The sequence below is a fragment of the Candidatus Omnitrophota bacterium genome (genome assembly GCA_028715965.1).
Classification (GTDB): Bacteria; Omnitrophota; Gorgyraeia; order Tantalellales; family Tantalellaceae; genus JAQUQS01.
On record JAQUQS010000007.1, the window covers coordinates 1 to 17,430 of the forward strand.

The window sequence follows — 17,430 nt, forward strand, 5'->3', positions numbered from 1 at the left end:
TCCATATATATATATGCCGCTAGAAAGATCTTAGTGCGGAGAGGTGGCCGAGCGGTCGAAGGCGCATGTTTGGAGAACATGTGATCAGCAATGGTCCCAGGGTTCGAATCCCTGCCTCTCCGCCATTCTACTTCACCGTGATGCTTTCGCTCACGGTTTCGTAGGAATAGGCTGATTGGATATATTAAGCTAAGGAGAGAACAGTTCCTTCTCCGCCATTATAAAACAAGACCATGCGTAGCATGGGGTTGTTTTATACGGCAAGAACAGGATGAGGCGGCACCTACAGTTTAATACACCTGCCGAATCTGGTTCTTTGCCGGGAGGCAAAGGTTCATGCCGAGAGAGCGTATAGCGAGCCGAACTGGTGTAGGCTCGGTAGCTTGAGCGGCCCTGCCTCTCCGCCATTCTACTTCACCGTGATGCTTTCGCTCACGGTTTCGTAGGAATAGGCTGATTGGATATATTAAGCTAAGGAGAGAACAGTTCCTTCTCCGCCATTATAAAACAAGACCATGCGGAGCATGGGGTCGTCTTATGCGGCGAATTCTGTAAGAGGCGCGTACGCTCTTACCTTTTCCATGTATTTTATCCATTACCTTAAGGTCCAAAAATGGCATTCACTCTGGAACAAGTCGTCCCCTGGGGGCGGTCATTCGAGGAATATGCTGGGATGTTCTCTCTTTCCCCGAAAGAATTGGGCTTGAACATCATAAGCTGTGGGGATGGCCCCGCCAGTTTTAATTATGGCATGAAAGAACGCGGGCACAAGGTCATTTCCTGTGACCCGATCTACGCGTTCAGCGCCGGACAGATACGTTCCAGGATCAAGAGAACATATGCCTCGGTCATGGAACAATTGAAAGGCAACGAAGAGGCCTATGTGTGGACTACCTTCAAGAACCCGGAAGAAGTCGGCCGAGTAAGAATGAAGGCGATGAACGCGTTCCTTGAAGATTACCCCCACGGCAAAAAAGAAGGCCGATACCTTGCCGAATGCTTGCCCCACATATCGTTCAACAACGACCGGTTCGACCTGGCCCTATGTTCGCACTTATTGTTCCTGTACTCAAAGCATTTATCCCTGGACTTCCACATTGCGTCGATCACGGAAATGCTTCGGGTATCAAAAGAAGTACGGATATTCCCCCTGCTCGAATTAAGCGGTGGAAAAAGCCCCTACCTTAAGGATGTCATCTCGGAATTCAGGGGTAAAGGCCATGAAGTCGCCACACCCAAGGTGAACTATGAGTTCCAGCGCGGCGGCGACATGATGTTGAGGATCAGCAGGTGATCATATTAATGTGTGGCCTCATGTCATAATATCCGGATAAAGCTGACAAGGGCCGTCCCGGACCTTTCTATAAATTCCTCTTCCCTATTAAAATATTTTAATATAGAATATGCGCATATGGCCCGTACAAAGACGACAACCACACAAAAGCGTAATACAAAGAAGATACTTTTCGTTTCTTCGGAAGCTGTCCCCTTCGTTAAGACCGGCGGACTGGCTGACGTTTCCGGCGCCCTCCCTAAAGCCCTCGCGAAAGAAGGCCACGATATCCGACTGGTACTCCCACGCTACTGGTCCATTGACGTAGCAAGGCCGGGATTTGAAAAGATACTGTCCCCCATGGGGGTGCGCCTGGGCGACCGTACGGCATGGTGCGAAGTGTTCGAGACAAAAATGGACGGCGTGACCATATATTTCATCGAGCACCAGAACTTTTTCGGCAGGTCGGGTCTCTACGATGACGGCAGGTGGGAATACCCCGATAATGCCGAAAGGTTCGGGTTCTTTTCCAAAGCATGCCTGCAATTATGCCGGGACCTCGGATTCCAACCGGACATTATACATTGTAACGACTGGCAGACGTCACTTATACCGGCCTATCTTAAAATATGGTACTTGAACGACCCCTTCTTCTCGAGAACGGCTTCGGTCCTTTCCATACACAACATCGGCTACCAGGGGGTCTTCCCGTCCGGTTGTTATGAATTCCTGGGCCTGGGCAAAGAGAATTTCACCGAGCCTAAGCTGGAAAGTCACGGCCGCGTACATTTCATGAAAGGCGGCATCTTCTACGCCGACGCTATAAGCACTGTCAGCCCTTCTTACGCCGAAGAGATACTCACCCCGGAAGGAGGTATGGGCCTCACCCCCTACCTGGAAAGAAGACGCGATGATGTTCTCGGAGTCCTCAACGGGGCGGATTACGACCACTGGGACCCGGGCAAAGACACGTTCATACCTTCAAGATATTCGGCCTCTTCCCTTTCCGGTAAGCAGAAATGTAAAGAGGCCCTGCAAAAAGAAATGCTTCTGGCCGCGGACCCGTCAATACCCGTGATCGGCGTGATCTCCCGGCTGGTGGCCCAGAAAGGGTTCCAGTTACTCGTTCCGGTGATAGAATCGATCGTAAGGGATATGCGTGTACAGTTCGCCATACTTGGAGCGGGAGAAAAATGGATGGAGGATTTCTTCGGAGGGCTTCCCGCGAAATACCCCGGGAAGATCGGGGCTTGGATAGGTTATAGCGACCCCAAAGCGCACCTTATCGAAGCCGGTTCCGATTTTTTCCTTATGCCATCCCTGTATGAACCGTGTGGGCTGAACCAGATATATAGCATGCGTTACGGCACTCTCCCTATAGTCAGGGAAATAGGCGGGCTTAAAGATACCGTGCGCCAATATGACGAATCTGCCGGAACAGGGACCGGTTTCCGTTTTACCGACCCGGATCCCATGGCCTTGTATTACGCCATAGGCTGGGCAATAAGTACCTTCTATGACAGGCCTCGCCATATCGAGAATATGATAAAAGAAGCGATGCGTGCTGATTTTTCCTGGAAGGAATCCGCCATACACTATCTCACTCTTTACGAAAAAGCCATTGCGAGACGCGCGTCCTGGAAATAAGACCTTATCCTATAAGAGATTTTATCGTATTGATGAGCTTTTCCGCGCCTTCCGCTTTATCAACAAAAGCGTCGGCCTCTTTCGCGAAAACAGAATTCTTGTATGAGGAATACCCCGTATAGATAATAAGCTTGGTCGCCGGAGCTACGGACCTGACGGTATTGAAAACACTCAGGCCACTTTTATCGGGCATGAAAAGATCCAGCAGAATAGCGTCCGTATCCTGGTTCTGTTGCAGGAAAGAGATCAAGGAATATCCCTCATGCACTATGTGTATCTCGTATCCCTCGCGCTCCAGTATATCCTTAAGCACTTCACACAGGGACGGGCTATCCTCAGCTATTACTATCTTCTTTTTCTCCTCCATGTCCTCCGTCCTTTCTCCTATATTTCCTGTTTTGTCGGGAGCACTATCCTGAAAGTGGCGCCTTTCCCGATCGAGCTCTCCAGCTCTATTTTGCCGTTCTGGTTCTCTATCATCATCTTCGCCAGCGGCAGTCCCAGACCCGTCCCCTTAGGTTTGGAACTGTACAGGGGCTCGAATATCAGGTCCCATTTGTCCTTAGGGATCCCCGGACCCGAATCTTTCACCTCTATGTAGACAAGATCCCCTTTCTCGTAAGCGCGGAAAGTAAGCGTCCCATTACCCTGCATGGCCATTACGGCATTGTTGGCTATGTTTATGAGCGCGTGCATCACCTGGCTTATATCCACGAATATCTCCGGGGCCCCCTTGCAGTCCTTCCTGACCTTTACCAGTTTTGGAAGATCTATGGACAATATGGTCTTTTCTATAAGCTCGTTAACATCCGCCCTCTCCATCTCCGGCGCTTTCGTCTTGGCGAAACCCATGATATCGTCTATTATACTGTCTATCTCATTGATCTCTTTTTCCATGATATCAAGATATTTCTTCAGCTTCTCGTCGTCGCGCACATTGAGTCTTTTATTTATATAGTACATAGCGTTCTTTATCACGGCCATGGGATTCCTGAGCTCATGCGTGACGCTTCCCGCCAGTTTGCCCAGAAAAGCCAGCCTCTCGCTGCGATGCAGTTTACGGCTTATATCAAGCAGTTCCCCCGTTCTTTCTTTAACTTTTTCTTCCAGGTTCTCTTTTGACTCTTTAAGCTCCAAGCTCATCGTGTTAAGGTCCTCTATCATCAGGAACATCGAACGCTGCGTCTTTCTTAACTTTTCGATCTGGTCCTCGAGGTCTTCCCGGGCGTGTTCCAGCTCTATTTCTTTCTTCTTTATATATTCCTGCGTGGCTTTTTTCAGGTAATTATTCTCCTCGTTCTTGTCGTTGAGCGTAGTGGCCAGCTTCTCAAGCTGCCTGGACTTGGCCGCGAACCTGTTCTTGGACTCTATCAGGATCTTTTCCCGATTCTCATACATCTGGGAAAAAAGCCCCGTGCTGTAAGAGACTACCAGGAACGTGAAGCCTATGAACACCATATGTGTGCTCATAAGGAACCGTGGGTTATCATGGGTCATGGCCGCGGGATCGAATATGACCACGTGGGGCAATATCCCCTTGAATTCAAGGAAAAGCAACAGGACATATCCGGTCGCCATGAGCACCGTGATAAAAATGCCCCTCATCCGCCGGAGAAGTACGTTCGCGTATATCAGGTCGAGGGCAAATACCAGAAAAGCCATCCATTCCGCCCCTCCCAGATAATGTATCAGGGCCGTAGCGCACACGAGGCCTATGAAATAATAGCTGAAATGTATGTTGTCACAAGTTTCTACCGTTCTGCATATCCCGGTCCTGAATACCACGAAATATAACACGGAGGTCAGCAGCCAGAACGAGAACAAAAGAGGCACTTCGTACGGTATCGACACCGAGAACATATGATGAAGTGTGAAATACACCGCCAGCGCGAACAGGTTATACGCCATACGGATAAGGAATGACGACGACAGCATCCGAAGGTGATATTCCAGGTCCTGCTGCTGTTCAGCCAGGTCCATGGCCCTTCTTTTGAACGTTCCAAAATGATCCTGCACGTTCGCCATTATGCCTCGTTATTATCCCTTAAGATGGATATCTCTTCTTTCAGGTCCTTTATCCTTTCTTCCCTCTCCATAGACGCTTTCCAGAAGCACTCAAGTTCTTCCTGCCGTTTTTTTTCTTCTTCGCGTCCCTTCACAAGATCTGATATATCCTTGCCTACGGCCATGATTATACGATTATCCCTTATTTCCACCACACTTAGCGTCATGATGACCTCTTTATACGCGCCATCCCTGCATACCATTACGGTTTCCATTCGACTCGTCCCCTGGAAGATCAGGTCATCTTTTATCTCCTTGAACATGTCCCGCCTTGCCGGGTGGAAAATACTCACAAAAGACCTTCCAATAAGGTCCGCGGAAGAATACCCTGTCACCACTTCCGTGACCGGGTTGATCTCCTCTATGGTAAAATCCTCCAACCGTGAGATTATTACCATATCTCCTGAAAATTTAAAAAGTTTTTCGTATCTTTCCTGCGACTCTTTCATCCTGTCATACGAAAGTCTTTCCTCCGTTATATCCTCAATAAGTGCCTCGATCACATCATCATCCGTATATGGGTCCTTCAGTATATATGAGTTATGCAGAACGCATTTATCCTTGCCGGATATGGTCTTAAAGTGGTATTCGTGGTTCCGGAGCTCCCCTTTTGCCTTAAGTTGCTCCCGGATACTTCCCTCCCCGTCCACATAGACCAAAAGCTCACTTAAAGAACGGCCAATGATCTCCGCCCGCTTGGCCTTAAGGTCAAATATATTGATAAACCCAGCATTTACGTCAAGGACCACTCCGTCACGTACCCTGTAGCGATAGTAGCCCACGTTGATATGCTCGATCAGCCTCTGGAAGGTCCTTCTGGAATTGCGGTAATCCAGGTATTTTTTGAACAAAAAAAGGCCTGTTCCAAGAGTAATTATGTTAGTTATTAAAAGATAGATCATATTTACAACCCTGTTAAATTAGTAGCCAATTAAACTACTTAAGTATACATTAATTGAATATCCAAGGCAATTTGTAGCGATGCAGCACCATATCCATGACTTCTTCCCGCAACATCCCATAAGTAACTATGCGTACCAGTTAAAACTTTTTATAATTTAACAAGTTTTAATTTAAATCTTTTATTCACATAAGTTGTTTATTTTACGTACTTTTTGTTATACTAATTTACACGTCCTGGATCTTTATCTTTTTTCCTTTCAAAAAGTTGCCTTCCCTCGATGAGATGATATACTTTACTTTGGAGGTGCGAAAGGAAAAAGTTTTTAGAAGTTTGGGTCTTTTATAGCTTTTCTACCCCCTTCTAAACAAAAAATAAAAGGTGAAAGAAAAGCTAACTGTAAATCCAAAAAGCAACCCTTGAAGGGTTGCTTTTTTTTGCGTCCTCAGCTAAGATACAAGCGAAAGGACGTGTTATGCGACAAATATCCCTCATCTCAAAAAAGACACGGATCACTATAGAACTTAGCGATATCGCCGCCTCGCTTTCGCTTTACCATATGCTGCCTGTTTCCTCTCAAGCCAGCCTATGGGGCAAGGAGATATATTTTCCCATACCGAGGATCAGTGTCTCTGGGGCGGTCCTGACCGAGCAAGTTGAGATAGGCGATGTGGGCTTCTGGCCCGAAGGCAACTGCTTCTGCGTATTCTTCGGCAGGACTCCCATGAGCACTTCGGAGAGACCCGTACCCGCCTCAGGAGTGGTCCTGCTGGGTCGGGTCGACGATGGGTTGGCTTCTCTTTCGGATATCCCGGCAGGGGCCGGGGTCGAGCTTCATGCCGTTAACGTCTAGCCGTTCAGGCTTTTTTCCCGACCTCTCCGGCTTTTTTCAAGGCTACCTCGGTAAAATATGGCCCCAGGAACTCAAAAAGTACTGTCGTCCCTAGGATCGTATTAAGAAGTACCGGCGCGAAGGGCTTGAACGCGCCATTCTGTTCCACAAGAAGCGCCAATCCGACCACGATCCCTCCTTGCGGGATAAGTCCATATGCCGTGTATTTCTTTACGGAAGGTTCCGCCCCACCTATAATAGCCCCTGTCCCTGCGCCTATTATCTTACCCGCCACCCTCAATACCACGAACACTATTACTATAGGCAAAGCCGTTAAAAGCACTCCCAGCTGAAGGTTCGCCCCGGCAAGCACAAAGAACACCACAAATACGAATTCCTCGAAATAGTCCCTTATCGACATAAAAAGCCTATCAGCGTCCCGGGAAAAATTCACCGCCACCATCCCCATGGTCATGGTGGAAAGAAGGCTATCCCCCCCCAGACCTTCCGAAATACCGTAACAGGTAAAAAGCGTCCCCATTATAAGGACCACGATAACGCCCTTGTCTTCTGTTCTTCTCGAGACCAGGAGCAGGACCCCCGCGCAAATAACCCCAACAACCACCGAAACAACTATCTGGACCCCGGCCCCCATCAGGACTTCCATAAAACCCACTCCTGTGTTCCCGCCCACAAGCGCGCCGCATATGGCAACAGCTACGCTGAAATTTATTATACCGAACGCGTCGTCCAGGGCTCCGATACCCAGTATCGTCGTCATTACCGGGCCGTCGGCTTTATATTCCTCCTTTACGGCCAGGGTAGGGGTTGGATCGGTCGGAGCCCCAAGGGCCCCCGCCAGGATGGCAAGCGGGAGAAAGAACTTCGGGTCCAGCTGCATATTTGTTAACTTTCCCAAAATGGGAAGCAGCAACCACATACCAAGCATTATTATAAGAAAGGTCATTTCCGCCTCGAACACGGTCATGATTCCTATTGTCTTTCCCTGTTTCTTTATGTGCCTAAGGTCCAGGGACCCACCTATGGCGTACGTTATTATGCACAAGGCCAGGTTGCTCAGCACGGGTGAATGCGCGATAAGACGCGCTGGCAATATCCCGGTTATTGACGGTTCCATGAGGATACCAGCAGCGATATACCCGGTCACTTTAGGTAATTTGAAGAAATTCGCTATCCTACCGGAGACATAACCCAGAAGCAGGACTATACCGAAAAGAAAAATGACGTCTACCTTCCCAAAAACATCTGTCATCATACCGTCTCCTTCACTTGTTCTTCCGGTCCCTTAGTATTCCCGCGATCTTTTCCCTGAACTTCCCGTACCGGACCCTAAGGATGGTATCCGGGTCGCCTCCCGAAGACTTGATAAGTTCCATACATAGTATGATAAGGTCCCCGGCTTCATACATGTAATGCCCGTCTTTTTCATCATATAGGTCTTTTATCTCGGCGGCATGTTCTTCTATGAACCGGAGGAGCGCCTTGTCGTGCTGGTCCCCCGCGCCGTTCACTTCGGCGGACAAAGCCTGTATCTCGTCGAGCCCGCTCAAAGCCTGTTCGCTGAAATATTCTCCCATTCCGCCTCTATGTGATCCTTTTTATCCGGATATTTGTATTATCTTACGATACACGTCCATAAGGTCGTGTGAAGGACAATCCCAGTCGACTATCCCGGACAATGTTCTGCTGGAAGAGTTGAACGCAATGGAATAGCCGGCTATCTCGATCATGGGTATATCCCCCTCACTGTCCCCTATGGCGATCATCTCTTCCGGGATACATCCGTAACGCCTGAGGATCTTTTTTACCGTCACTCCCTTGGCCCCATGACCTATATTAATACTAACGCCACCTGTCAGCTTCCCGCGATAGACGTTCAAGCGGTTACCTATTACATGGTCGAACCCGAGTTCTTCTTTTACGCGATCGGTCATGAACTGTATACCGGTGGACACAGCGACGAGCTTGAACCCTTTTTCCCTGAGCATGGAAACGGTTCTTTTCGCGTTGCGGGAGTATTTAACGCGGGAAAATATTGACCTTACCTTTGATGCTTCCAGACCCTTCCAGTGCCCGGCGTCCAATTCGCAAAAACGTCGATAGCTTATTTTCCCCGCCAGGAACTGTTCCTGGTATTTGCGCGCGAGGGCGTCCCACAGGCCGAGCTTTTCGTGCATATATCTCCAGCTGGAGATATGCCGGGTAATGGTGCCATCTATGTCAAAAACTACCGCTTTATACTTGCCCATACCTAACGATACTCCGCCGCCAGCTGTCCGCACGCGGCGGCAATATCATCGCCTCTGGACCTGCGCACAGTAACGTTTATACGCGCCTTTCTCAATCGCTCACTTATGCTTTCCATGACCTCCGGTCCCACTCCATCCAAACCGTCTACGGCCACATTTGAGCACGTTATCAGGTTTACTCTGGCATTGGCCTGTCTTGCCGCCTCTACCAGAGCTTCCACATCCCTGTTCGAATCGTTCACTCCCTTTATTACCGTGTACTCAAACGTTATTATTCGTCCGGTCTTCTCGTAATATTCCCGGCATGTCGCCAAAAGCGAGCTAAGGGAATATTTCCTGTTGACCGGGACAAGCTCGCTCCTTTTCACGTCTATAGCGGAATGTAAAGATACGGAAAGTTCCACTTGTATGCCCAGGTTCTTGAGTTTTCGTATCCCCGGAACAACCCCGCACGTCGACACCGTTATCTTGCGGGCGCCGATACCGATCCCGTCGCGATGGTTAATGATCTTGATGGCCTTCACCAGGTTATTGTAATTATCCAGAGGCTCTCCCATCCCCATGAATACCACATTTGTTATCTTTATATTTTTCAGCTCCTGCACCGACAGGACCTGGTCGGTGATCTCTCCAGGAGTAAGGTCCCGGACGAATCCCATTTTCCCTGACGCGCAGAACGGACATCCGAACTTACACCCCACCTGCGTGGACAGACATATTGTCTTGCGGCCTTTCCCCGGGATAAGAACGGTCTCGACCCTGGCGTCATCATGTAATCGCCACAGGAATTTTTCGGTCCCGTCTTTTTTTGAACGCATGCGTTTTTCAAGGATAAGTGACCCGATAAAATATCGGTCCCGAAGTTTTTCGATCATTGACCGCGGCACGTTGGTCATCAGGGAAATATCATTTATGTTCCGGGCGTTGACCCACTGAAATATCTGGGCGGCCCTGTGCGCGGGATATCCCTCGGCCGTCAGTATAGCTGTCAGGTCATCAAGGGTGAGGTCTTTCAAGTTTTTTTTCATGTGTGTGCCATCATTCCATGTTAACTGTAAGTGTGTATTCTTTGTCGGGTTCCTGGTCTACCTCCCACGGCCTAAGCATACTGAACCTTATGTTCGTGGGTCCCGGGCCAATAGCTTTGTAAACAAAGACCTGTTCGCCCCCGACCCCGACCCGGTCGGTCTCCGACCTATTATATTCTTCCTTTACGAACTTGAGCGTTCTTCCGTCCCCGATGACACCCTCCCAAAGATATCCGGTAGTGGGATTAGAATCCAGCTTAACGGTGAATTCCGCTCCGGCGGGTACGGATATTTCCGCGTCCTTATCCAGCTTGATGCCGTATGTTCTCCCTTCTTCAGCTTGCGCGCACACAGCGACCATCATCGCCAGAATGACAAAACATATGTTCTTACCGGACATTTATTCCTCCTTTATGTTCTCCGAAGGCACATCGCCGCTGAAAAATTCGCGGGTTATGTCGATAATGCGGTGTTTGAGCCTGGTGAGAAATGCCATCTTTGATCTGGCCCCGGTATCGGGCGTCCTCCCGGCACCTGACCTGAAATCCTCCCAATCCCGGGCTTTTGATATGACCTTTTCTTTCTCGGCGACGTATCGCTGTTCAACCGTTACCAGCGTTTCTTTATCCGCAAGGTCTTTCCCCCTCCCGCGATAAACTACCACGATCAATATCCCAAGTATGAGGACCAGTATTCCCGCGGCCAGGATGTAAATATAGGACCTCCTCATATGCCTCTCCAGGATACGGTCTTGTATATTTCTGCTGCCATCATGGTATCATTCTCCCCTCGCCCATCCACATACGTATATTTTATTAGTCCGCGCGTAAATAGTCCACCTTTGTTTATCTTACGTCGGGTTAGCCTTCGTCTATCTCTTTTCTGGCGTTCTCCAGTTCCTCCAGGGCGGCTTCCAGCTCCGAATAAAGGCTCTCTTCCCGAGATCTTATCTCGTTTATCCTGCGTGGGATCTCCGCTATCTTACCGGCGTCCCCTTCCTCGGAAGCCCTTATCATCTCCCGCGTCATAAAAGCGATCTCTTTCTCGGCGCTCTCTATTCCCGATTCAAGCCCCTTCACCCGCTCTTCATAGGGCCTTATCTTCCTGGCGTTATCCGCCCGCATTTTCCTTAGTTCTTTCTTGTTCTTCTTGTCCTCTTTCCTTAAAGCCCCTCCGCCCTTGCCAGCGCACGACTCTTCGTCCCAGCCTACCTGGTCAAGGAACTCGTCATATGTCCCCGGAAAAAAAAGCACGCGCCCGGACTGGAATACTATAAGTTTGCTTGCCACACACCTGATAAAATTCTCATCGTGCGTAACAACAACAGCCGCGCCCCTGAAATTCTTAACAGCTTCAATGATAGACTGGCATGACTCTATATCCAGGTGATGCGTGGGCTCATCAAGCATAAGAAGGTTCGCCGGCATGAGCAATGTCTTCCCGAGAAGCACCCTGCTTTTTTCCCCACCGGACAGGACGCTTATCTTTTTTAAGGCGTCATCCCCCTGGAACATCATCACACCGCATATATCCCTTACATTACCCTTCATGCTGCCGGCACACGCGGTGGACAACTCTTCCTCCACGGTATTGTTCTCTCCCAGCACAGCTGTATTACCCTGCTCAAAATAGGCTTTCGCGGCGCGTGGATGTTCTTTTACGCGTCCTAGGACAGGTTCCAGCACCCCGTTCATGACCTTCATCAAGGTGGTCTTCCCCTTGCCGTTCTTGCCGATAACGCATATCTTGTCATCCTTGGCCACCTGGAATGTCAGCCCCTCAAAAAGATAAGGCGGCTCACCACTGTACGAGAACCCCAGGTCCCGGACATCAAGAACATAACGGGCAGGCAGTTCAGCTTCGCTGAAAGAGAACGACAGCCCCTTGATACCATCCAGCCTGTCCGGTATACCCATCTTATTTAACATCTTTATGCTGGATTGCACCGACCTGGCATGTCTGGCCTTGGCGCGGAAACTCGAAATGTAGCCCATCACCTGCTTTCGTTTCTTTTCCGCGTTCACACGGTTCTTTTCGTGAACAGCTTCTTCCTGCTCTATCTGCGAATAGTAGTCCGCGGTCACGCCCTTGATCTTTCGCGCCTTCTGCCGATGTATGCCGACCACATGCGTCACCACGCTGTCCATGAACCCGCGATCATGGCTGATCACGATGAACTCTCCTCGCCATTCCCTGAGAAAGGATTCAAGCCAGCGGATGGATACCACATCCAGGAAATTCGTGGGCTCGTCCAGAAGCAGCATGTCCGGCGAGGAGACCAGCACTTTGGCCAGTTCTATCCTGACCTGGTATCCCCCGGAAAATTCCGAACAGGGTCGCGACATATCCTCAAGGCCGAACCCCAGCCCGGAAAGCACTTTTTCAGCCTTCCACTTATGGTTCTCCATATCCCCGTCAAGGACCGTGCAACATTCTTCTATCACCGTAGGACAGGTGAAGCTCACTTCTTGCGGCAGATAACCTATCCTGTACCCGTTGGGCACCAGGATCTTTCCCTCATCACAAGCCTCCAGGGATGTTATCATCCTGAAAAGGGTGGACTTGCCATGCCCGTTCCTCCCCACAAGGCCGATACGCTCGCCGCGGTTCACCGCGAAACTCATATCCTCAAAAAGAAGCTGGGTCCCATATCTCTTGCTTACGCCACTCACCGTTATCATAAATGTATCTTCCGTTCTTTACCTGGCCTCTTTATCCTGGTCCAGGACCTTTTGTTTTGCCTTGATGAATTCTTGTTCCGTCAGGAACCCTCCCGAGAACAGGTCGGAAAGTTCTTTTAGCTGCCCAGAGACCGACGACCCGGGCTCCACGACGGGAACGATCTCCTCTTTTTGCGGCTCTCCGGTCTTTTTATATTGCTTTACCGTAAGATACGATATCCCATTATGACTTTCCCGGACGGTACCTATAAGTTTGACATCGGTGGGCTCACCGTTGAACTCGTCCTTCAGCAAAGCGGATTCATGAGTATCGACAACACACACGAGGTTCCGTCCCGTATCCATAAAAGCGGTACACCGCTCCCCTCCCAGGGGATAATAATCCATGAACATGACCTTTCCGCTTATTATGGCGGCGCGGTCTTCTCCGGCACGCTCGTCGGTACTATCCTGCGCCATTACCGCTGTTTGGATCCCATACCACAGAACGACCGCTACAGATGCCCCGGCCAAGAACCTTATTCTCCATACCCCTGTCATGTCCCCTCCTTTAAAGCCGCGCGGATGAGCGCATCAAGTGTATTTTACCCCCACGGAACACCTATTGCAAGCCGGCACACCGCATCCAACTTAAAGATCAAAGACATTTGGCCTGTACGTACTTTATGAGGTATAATACATTTCGTATGAAGAAATACACCATTATACTGGCTATATGCCTTTTTTCCGTTTCCGGCGCGGCAACATGTGCGGCCTCGGCATACAAAGAGGTCGTGCTCCATAAGATCGATGCCGCTGTCCGCGTTATAGGAACACCCGGGCATGTCACTCAAGTGTGGGACAGCGCTTCCGGGAAATGGCAAAAACTCTCCAAAAAGGAAAGAGTCGAATATACCCGGCTATACAACGAACAGCTCTCCCGGGAAAGAACCGTGAACGATCCATCCGGCGATAACAAGAAATTCGAGTTGTGGAAAAAGAAACAAAAAAGGACAGAGCTCCCCTTCTTCAACATATGATCCGATCAATTACTATCCTTATGCTTTTCCTTGTCCTCCCGTGCCCTTTCCAGGCACCCGTGGCCCGCGCCCAGGACACATTTGAGACCTCATCGAACGACATCAAGCTTCAGATAAAGTTCTACTCAGAGGTTAAAGATTACCTGAACGATCTTTTCAACAAATTCGGCGACGGATACCTTTCCCCTGATGCCGCCCTGACAAAGGTGACGTTCATAAAACTGGAATATATAAAAATAGCTGAACCGGTCCCGAATGAAGCTAAAGAACTTTTCGAGCGAGTAAAAACACTGCTTAACCGCGCCGAGAACTATTTCATATACTATAAGTCTCGCGGACGGGAAGACCCGGAAATAAACTACAAATTAGCCCAGGCCCAGGTGAACGTGGTCATTGAAGCGGACAGGTTATCCTACAGGTACGCCCGCTGATACTCCCTATCTGATGAACCTAAGATTGAGTGGATAGCGGTATTTCTCGCCGTTACTTGCCCGGATGGACGCCTTTATCACTTCCACCAGGCCAAAGAGCACGATAACGGCCATAAGTATGAACCCCACGAAAACGAACATAAGTATACCCGCCAGGAAGCTGTACAAAAGCAGGCTTATCTGGAAATTCAGGGATTCTCTTCCCTGGTCGTCCACAAGCTCCGATTCGTTCTTTTTCCATAGCCATATTATAAGCGGGGCCAGTATGTTCCCGAACGGTATTATGATTCCTGAGAACGTACCCAGATGACATAGCATGGCGAGATTGGTATAACTTATCCTTATCTCCGCGGCATTCACGCCCTCGGCGGACCGCACTTCGCCACCGCAATGCCCGCACTTGACAGCGTCATCTTGTATCTCCTCGGCGCATAAATGACATTTTTTCATGTTACCCTCCCGACTGATCGGTTTTCTCCTCACCATTATCCCTGGGCTTGGCGGCTACCTTACCGGCTTTCGCCTTTTTTGCGTACATGAGGTACGACACACTAACGCTTATAAGCACCAGGACCAGACATACCACAAAGCCCAGCACTTTTTGGGGGAAGGTTTTCTCCTGCTCCGGGGTGAGCGGCACCAATTCACATCCGGGCTCCTCAGCCACTGCCGCGAGAAAAGACGACAACAATATCGCTTTAAAAACTTGTATCCGTATCATGCTTCCCCCTTCGACCCATATTATATCATGCCAAACATTTAATAAGCTTGCAAATATATTCTCAACAAAATACAATGTTGGGAAAGGCATACTTTCGGCAAAAACCCCGGGGTGACGATAAATGTACGCTTATATGGGACTGACAATACCGGCGCTTATCTGTACGTCTTTTATTGTCCTGCTCGCGTGGGCCATAGGTGAAAAACTACTCGCCCTCGAACGGATACCGTCCCTGCGTGGCCTGGAAAGGGCAGTAACCGCGCAGGCGCTTGGGTTTGGGATAATATCCTCTTTGGTATTCGCGCTCGGGTTGGTAGACTGGCTTTCACGACCCGCCATTATGTTCCTTTTGCTGATACTCGTCCTGGTCAGGAAAGAGCTTTTGTCATGTTCTTTATCAGCCTGGCGCGCCGTATCAGCCTTAAAGAACGTCTTTTCGAAAGCCGGATGGGACATATCGGCTATCTTCCTGCTTTTCCTGTTATTGAGCTTTTTAGGAGCTCTTCTCCCTCCATCAGCCCTCGACGAAATACAGTATCATCTTTTCTTTCCAAAACTTTACGCGTCAACAGGCTCTATAAGCTGCGACCTTTCCGACATTTACGGTTTCTTCCCCCAACTGGCCGAAATGTTATACACGCTGGCGGTCTTGCTCTCTAATTACATCTCGGCGCACTTCCTGCATTGTTATTTCGGACTTTTGTCTTTTGCCGTAATATTTTTCACAGTATCCCGGGCGGCGAATACACGTATCGCTTTCTTGAGCGCTCTTATTTTTTACGCGATACCATCAACATCCCTTATATCCACAATAGCTTATGTCGACCTGGCCCTGTGCGCGTATATATTACTTGGGACATCCCTGTTCGCTTCCGCGCTTATTTCCGGGGACAGGGTCCGATCGGCCCTGGCGGGAATAATGTTCGGGTTCGCCTGCGGCGTGAAATATACGGCGCTTTTCAGCTTGCCGATATGCGCGATCATTCTTCTTGGCTGGATGCTCCTTCACCCGGCGGACAAAAAACGGACAGCGATCTCCGGATCCATTTTTCTAGCCTGCCTGCTCGCCGCTGGTTTCCCATGGTATCTTAGGAATATCATGCAGACAGGCAACCCTTTCTACCCCTTTTTCTCCCCCTTCTTCGGAACGGGTCCCTGGGGAGCTGAAAGGCCCTTGTTATACGACATATTGCTCAAGACCACATACGGTATGGGCGCGTCTATACGCGATATCCTCCGTCTTCCCTTCAACCTTTTCCTGTACGCCGGACCTAACAGGCCTTTCGACGGCATGTTAGGTCCGATATATCTGGTACTGCCGGTCCTTCTCCTGTTCCGGCAGCCCCGCGACAAAGAGGGCCTCGTATATCTTTCGTATTCCCTGCTTTTTCTTTTTATCTGGGCCGGTACAAGCCAGCAAATACGTCTCATGCTTCCAGCCGCGGGGGTCCTGGCTTGCGTTTTTTATCCGGCGCTGACACTATCAGCATCCGGCGGAAAACATGGCAAGACGGCTTTTTACGGCCTGATCAACCTGGCCCTGTTATACCAACTTTTATTATCGGCGTCCCTGATCTTCTCCCCGGTTGACATCGCCTATCTTTTTCGCGGCGCAAGCAGCCATTCAGTCCTCGAGGAAAAGGTCAGCAACTTTAACGCTATAGACTATATTAACCGTTCGCTTCCCGATACATCCCTGACCTGTCTTGTGAATATCGGCAATGTGCGATATTATTGCGAGAGACCCTTTGTCCAGGAAAGCGTCTTCGAGGGCTGGTCACTTTTCAAGGCCATAGACAAAGCCTCTAGTGGGGCCGATATATCGAATTGGTTCACATCCAGAGGAATAACGCATCTCCTGATCGATGAGCATGTGTCGGGCCCCAGGATAGCCGCCGAGGGCGGGCTTAAGAGCGCTGTAGCGTATAAGGATTTCCTCGAGAACTACACGCGTCCCGTATTCCGGAACGGTTCGGTAGCGGTTTACGAGCTCATACCAGGGCGTCCTCTTTCACGGGCTGCCTCATAACAATTGGTCATAAATAGTCCTCATCTCGTTCATGGCCCTGCCAAAAGCGAGAACAAGGAAATACGTTATGACCAGTATGGCGGCGGTTATCAATATCTTCTTGTTACGGCTAAGATCCGGCCTGAGCCATACCAGCGGGAGCATGATCGGGCCTATGGCGAGGAACGCTATGACCAGAGTAGGCGTCTTCAGATACCACGCCGTTTCTTTTTTCTTCTCAAGGAATTCGCCGCAATATCTGCATTTCACCGCTTCATCCTGTATCTCTTCGGCGCAATAGGGGCACTTTTTCATGGTTTTCCCTTTCTTCAAAGCAGAAAGAACGGCGCTGCCGCGAGCGCGGCCTGTCCGGCAAGTCCGGCGACGGCTCCCGCGGTCTGTACAACGGGTTTTATAACGCAGCAGCCACTAAGCATCAATGTTATGGATATCAAGGATATGTATAATATTATTTCCGCGATTTTCCGTCTGGTCATTTGTATTAAGTATACGGACAGCCTCATTTTTTACAAGCATTGCCTGTACCCGGCCTTT

General features: G+C 49.6%; 21 protein-coding genes and 1 tRNA gene. 7 read left to right on the forward strand and 15 right to left on the reverse strand.

Features of this window, described 5'->3' with window-relative positions:
- Positions 1 to 37 precede the first annotated feature (37 nt).
- The 3 genes from PHH49_04730 (at position 38) to glgA (ending at position 2,920) form a co-directional block, all read left to right on the forward strand.
- Positions 38 to 125 (forward strand) — tRNA-Ser (locus tag PHH49_04730).
- Between the two features lie 488 nt (positions 126 to 613).
- Complete coding sequence (locus PHH49_04735) at positions 614 to 1,294, forward strand: SAM-dependent methyltransferase (protein ID MDD5488251.1); 681 nt, start codon at positions 614 to 616, stop codon at positions 1,292 to 1,294.
- Positions 1,295 to 1,411: 117 nt separating this feature from the next.
- The gene (gene glgA, locus PHH49_04740; protein MDD5488252.1) at positions 1,412 to 2,920 is read left to right on the forward strand and encodes a glycogen synthase GlgA; all 1,509 of its coding nucleotides are present in this window, start codon (positions 1,412 to 1,414) and stop codon (positions 2,918 to 2,920) included.
- 4 nt (positions 2,921 to 2,924) lie between these two features.
- Here glgA and PHH49_04745 read toward each other — a convergent pair whose 3' ends face one another.
- Genes PHH49_04745 through PHH49_04755 form a run of 3 tightly spaced genes read right to left on the reverse strand, consistent with a single transcriptional unit; the run spans position 2,925 to position 5,886 of the window.
- Positions 2,925 to 3,287 carry a response regulator gene (locus PHH49_04745; GenBank protein ID MDD5488253.1) on the reverse strand — a complete coding sequence of 121 codons (363 nt, stop codon included), beginning with the start codon at positions 3,285 to 3,287 and terminating at the stop codon, positions 2,925 to 2,927.
- A gap of 17 nt (positions 3,288 to 3,304) precedes the next feature.
- The gene (locus tag PHH49_04750; GenBank protein MDD5488254.1) at positions 3,305 to 4,945 is read right to left on the reverse strand and encodes an ATP-binding protein; all 1,641 of its coding nucleotides are present in this window, start codon (positions 4,943 to 4,945) and stop codon (positions 3,305 to 3,307) included.
- Positions 4,945 to 5,886, reverse strand: a complete 942-nt coding sequence (locus PHH49_04755; protein ID MDD5488255.1) for a PAS domain-containing protein — start codon at positions 5,884 to 5,886, stop codon at positions 4,945 to 4,947. The genes PHH49_04750 and PHH49_04755 overlap by 1 nt, the downstream gene beginning before the upstream one ends.
- A gap of 474 nt (positions 5,887 to 6,360) precedes the next feature.
- Between PHH49_04755 and PHH49_04760 the strand changes: the two genes are divergently transcribed.
- Positions 6,361 to 6,738: a cyclophilin-like fold protein gene (locus PHH49_04760; protein MDD5488256.1), complete on the forward strand. Its 378-nt coding sequence runs from the start codon at positions 6,361 to 6,363 to the stop codon at positions 6,736 to 6,738.
- Between the two features lie 4 nt (positions 6,739 to 6,742).
- Here the strand turns inward: PHH49_04760 and PHH49_04765 are convergent, their stop codons facing one another.
- The 8 genes from PHH49_04765 to PHH49_04800 all read right to left on the reverse strand — a co-directional run bounded on the left by PHH49_04765 (position 6,743) and on the right by PHH49_04800 (position 13,236).
- Positions 6,743 to 7,993 carry a cation:proton antiporter gene (locus PHH49_04765; GenBank protein ID MDD5488257.1) on the reverse strand — a complete coding sequence of 417 codons (1,251 nt, stop codon included), beginning with the start codon at positions 7,991 to 7,993 and terminating at the stop codon, positions 6,743 to 6,745.
- A gap of 10 nt (positions 7,994 to 8,003) precedes the next feature.
- A complete protein-coding gene (locus PHH49_04770; protein ID MDD5488258.1) occupies positions 8,004 to 8,315 on the reverse strand; it encodes a hypothetical protein in 312 nt (103 codons plus the stop codon).
- Positions 8,316 to 8,336: 21 nt separating this feature from the next.
- Positions 8,337 to 8,987: an HAD family phosphatase gene (locus PHH49_04775; protein MDD5488259.1), complete on the reverse strand. Its 651-nt coding sequence runs from the start codon at positions 8,985 to 8,987 to the stop codon at positions 8,337 to 8,339.
- 2 nt (positions 8,988 to 8,989) lie between these two features.
- Positions 8,990 to 10,015: a 23S rRNA (adenine(2503)-C(2))-methyltransferase RlmN gene (gene rlmN / locus PHH49_04780; protein MDD5488260.1), complete on the reverse strand. Its 1,026-nt coding sequence runs from the start codon at positions 10,013 to 10,015 to the stop codon at positions 8,990 to 8,992.
- A gap of 10 nt (positions 10,016 to 10,025) precedes the next feature.
- Positions 10,026 to 10,415, reverse strand: coding sequence for a protease inhibitor I42 family protein (locus tag PHH49_04785; GenBank protein ID MDD5488261.1), 390 nt, complete (start codon positions 10,413 to 10,415; stop codon positions 10,026 to 10,028).
- Positions 10,416 to 10,745 (reverse strand): hypothetical protein, encoded by a 330-nt coding sequence (locus PHH49_04790; protein ID MDD5488262.1) that lies wholly within the window; start codon positions 10,743 to 10,745, stop codon positions 10,416 to 10,418.
- A 130-nt stretch (positions 10,746 to 10,875) separates the two neighbouring features.
- Positions 10,876 to 12,696 (reverse strand): ATP-binding cassette domain-containing protein, encoded by a 1,821-nt coding sequence (locus PHH49_04795; GenBank protein ID MDD5488263.1) that lies wholly within the window; start codon positions 12,694 to 12,696, stop codon positions 10,876 to 10,878.
- 18 nt (positions 12,697 to 12,714) lie between these two features.
- A complete protein-coding gene (locus PHH49_04800; GenBank protein ID MDD5488264.1) occupies positions 12,715 to 13,236 on the reverse strand; it encodes a hypothetical protein in 522 nt (173 codons plus the stop codon).
- A gap of 146 nt (positions 13,237 to 13,382) precedes the next feature.
- Between PHH49_04800 and PHH49_04805 the strand changes: the two genes are divergently transcribed.
- Both PHH49_04805 and PHH49_04810 read left to right on the forward strand, forming a co-directional pair.
- Positions 13,383 to 13,715: a hypothetical protein gene (locus PHH49_04805; GenBank protein ID MDD5488265.1), complete on the forward strand. Its 333-nt coding sequence runs from the start codon at positions 13,383 to 13,385 to the stop codon at positions 13,713 to 13,715.
- Between the two features lie 20 nt (positions 13,716 to 13,735).
- Positions 13,736 to 14,146, forward strand: a complete 411-nt coding sequence (locus tag PHH49_04810; protein MDD5488266.1) for a hypothetical protein — start codon at positions 13,736 to 13,738, stop codon at positions 14,144 to 14,146.
- A 6-nt stretch (positions 14,147 to 14,152) separates the two neighbouring features.
- On the opposite strand, the gene PHH49_04815 is transcribed toward PHH49_04810, so the two are convergent.
- Together PHH49_04815 and PHH49_04820 are read right to left on the reverse strand one after the other, a co-directional pair.
- Positions 14,153 to 14,596, reverse strand: coding sequence for a DUF4870 domain-containing protein (locus PHH49_04815; protein ID MDD5488267.1), 444 nt, complete (start codon positions 14,594 to 14,596; stop codon positions 14,153 to 14,155).
- A 1-nt stretch (position 14,597) separates the two neighbouring features.
- On the reverse strand, positions 14,598 to 14,867 hold the full coding sequence (locus PHH49_04820) for a hypothetical protein (GenBank protein MDD5488268.1): 270 nt from the start codon (positions 14,865 to 14,867) through the stop codon (positions 14,598 to 14,600).
- Positions 14,868 to 15,000: 133 nt separating this feature from the next.
- Between PHH49_04820 and PHH49_04825 the strand changes: the two genes are divergently transcribed.
- Entirely contained in the window at positions 15,001 to 16,896 is a 1,896-nt protein-coding gene (locus PHH49_04825; GenBank protein ID MDD5488269.1) for a glycosyltransferase family 39 protein, read from the forward strand.
- Here the strand turns inward: PHH49_04825 and PHH49_04830 are convergent.
- Positions 16,891 to 17,190 (reverse strand): zinc ribbon domain-containing protein, encoded by a 300-nt coding sequence (locus PHH49_04830; GenBank protein MDD5488270.1) that lies wholly within the window; start codon positions 17,188 to 17,190, stop codon positions 16,891 to 16,893. The genes PHH49_04825 and PHH49_04830 overlap by 6 nt on opposite strands.
- A 14-nt stretch (positions 17,191 to 17,204) precedes the next feature.
- Positions 17,205 to 17,372 carry a hypothetical protein gene (locus tag PHH49_04835; protein ID MDD5488271.1) on the reverse strand — a complete coding sequence of 56 codons (168 nt, stop codon included), beginning with the start codon at positions 17,370 to 17,372 and terminating at the stop codon, positions 17,205 to 17,207.
- Between the last annotated feature and the right edge of the window lie 58 nt (positions 17,373 to 17,430).